2 protein-coding genes are annotated in these 2469 nt (G+C 42.4%); both read left to right on the top strand.

The window, feature by feature from the left end; genetic code table 11:
• Positions 1-1305, top strand: a 1305-nt coding sequence (locus tag GC093_RS18545) for a stalk domain-containing protein (RefSeq protein ID WP_246314754.1), incomplete at its 5' end; no start/stop codon positions are given.
• A 330-nt stretch (positions 1306-1635) separates the two neighbouring features.
• Complete coding sequence (locus GC093_RS18540; protein WP_047685646.1) at positions 1636-2211, top strand: dihydrofolate reductase family protein; 576 nt, start codon at positions 1636-1638, stop codon at positions 2209-2211.
• Positions 2212-2469 lie beyond the last annotated feature (258 nt).

Below are 2469 nucleotides of genomic sequence, written 5' to 3'. Positions count from 1 at the left end.
GGCTCCTGGATGCCTATCGAAGTTAACATCGAAGGTAAGTTGCTGAAGATGCCTGTAGACCCTGTCATCCAATCTGGTACAACTCTTGTGCCTATGCGTGCTATCTTTGAAGCACTTGGGGCGGAAATTAAATGGGATAACAAAACTCAGACAGTAACTGGTACAAAGGGAGATACTAAAGTTGAACTTACTATTGGCAGCAAGATAGCTAAGCTCAACGGTACTACTTCACAACTTATTGTAGCTCCTGCGCTAGTTGATGGAAGTACTATGATTCCATTGCGTTATGTAAGCGAGTCTCTATCCATGCATGTAGCTTGGATTAACTCTGAGCGTCAGGTCTACATCGCTAAGGATCGTGCTATTGAGGGAACTACCATGGCTAGCGTTGAGGCTTTATTTAACAAATATGCACCAACGTATAAAGGTGATCGTTTTGCTGAACAGCCTTCGTATACAGCTCCGTATAAGGCAGGTAAGCTGAGTGATGGTTTCATGCAGGATGGACTTAAAGCCGCTAACCTTGTTCGTGAAATGGCCGGATTGCCAGCATTGGTGTTAGATGCTAATTACAACGATATCGCTCAACATGGATCTGTTCTATTAACAGCTACCAACCAATCAACACATACACCTACTCAAACAGCTGGTGTTGATGATTCATTTTTCAAAAAGGCTTATGATGGTGCCGTTACTAGTAGCCTAGCTAGCGTTAAGGAAACCAATGATACAAACGAGTTATATGAAGGAATACGTATTCTCACTTCTGATACTGGGTATAGCACTCTTGGACACAGACGTTGGATTCTAGACCCTAGCCTTCAAAAAATCGGTCTAGGTTATAGCAGCAAGGTAGATCCGTACAATAAGGATATTAGAGTTAGTAATATACTTGTACGTGATATGTATGATAGTCAGTCAACTGACTCTAGTTATGATTATGTTGCATGGCCAAATAAAGGTTACTTCCCTGTGTCTTGGCTTCCGCAGGGAACTGCTTGGAGTCTTTACCTAAACCCCAATAAATATAAACTACCAGAACCAGCGGAGGTTGCTGGAAAAGTAACCAATTTGGTTGATGGAAAAGTAACTGAACTAATCCCTAATGAAACTCCAGGATTCGGAGTTTTATACGATAATAATGGTGAAAGAGTTACCATTACTTTCTTACCTAAGGTTGACGATTCATACTTCGATAAACCAAATGCTGGAAATGAGTTTGTAGTAGAGCTTAATGGTTTATACAAAACAGACGGCACGCCTGCTACTATTAAGTATACGGTTAAGCTGTTTGCAATGGAATAAAAACGGTGGGAGTGTTAACGCACTCCCGTTTCATTTGTATAGGTAATAAAAGGAGGATAAGTAAGCGTCAACTAGTCCCCACCTTGTAAGAGGCTGACTTTTCTTGATCGGGACTGCAATCGAGTCCTTACTTACGCATCGAAGAGATTTTCCTTATTGAACGGTGAACCAGCATAATAAATAACTACGACGCGGTTGCCGGCTTAAAATCGGCAGCCGCGTTGTGCTAACGGGCAGTTTAGCTTAGCAATCCATAAGAAACAATCCAAGCTGAAATGTGCTAAAATGTAACTAATGTAGACATCCCTCATGAACAAAGGAGCACTGAAAATGAGAAAACTCGTTCTATTTTTGCACGCATCGCTTGACGGTTTTGTAGAAGGGCCAAACGGTGCAATGGACATTGGCTGGATTTCCTACGATGGTGATTTAGAGAAATACGCGAAAGAAATTCTAAGTACTGCCGACACCGTCATTTGGGGACGAGGGACTTATCAATTAATGCACGGTTATTGGCCATCTGTGCCTTCGAACCCATCAGCTTCGCAGCATGAACGGAATCATGCCGAGTGGATCGATAAGACAGCCAAAATCGTTTTTTCCACGACGCTGGACAAAGTCGAATGGAACAATTCCAGACTGGTGAAAGAAGATGTCGAGGAAGAGATCAAGAACCTCAAACAGCAGCCAGGCAAGGATATGGTCATCCTCGGCAGTCCTAGGATCGCACACCACCTTATGCAGCTTGATTTAATCGATGAGTATAAAATTACGGTTTCTCCCGTCCTGATCGGCAGCGGGTTGCCGTTATTCCAAGGTCTAAAGGAGAAGGTCAATCTTAAACTTATCGAAAACAAGACCTTTGATTCTGGAGCCATAGGTCTCGTTTACCAGTCGGTTAGATGACTTTTGTCTCCTAAAATAGATTACGCTAACGGAAAACGTTAGCTTAATACATACGAAGAAACGGCAGCCTGCATATAAATGGCTGCCGTTTTCTCAACTAACGGACAGGATAATGTTACCGGTATTACTCATTGGAACACCACATAGGTATTTGTCATAAGTTATTGAAGGTTTTCAATTTATGACAAAGGGGTATGCAACACATGAATAGATTTGTGTACTATGGCTATCCGCAAGCCTATGCCTCATATCGGGCTC

Origin of the sequence: Paenibacillus foliorum (assembly GCF_013141765.1) — a bacterium.
Lineage (GTDB): Bacteria > Bacillota > Bacilli > Paenibacillales > NBRC-103111 > Paenibacillus_S > Paenibacillus_S foliorum.
The sequence above is the reverse complement of the archived record's forward strand: the minus strand, read 5'-3'. Positions and strand labels throughout refer to the sequence as shown.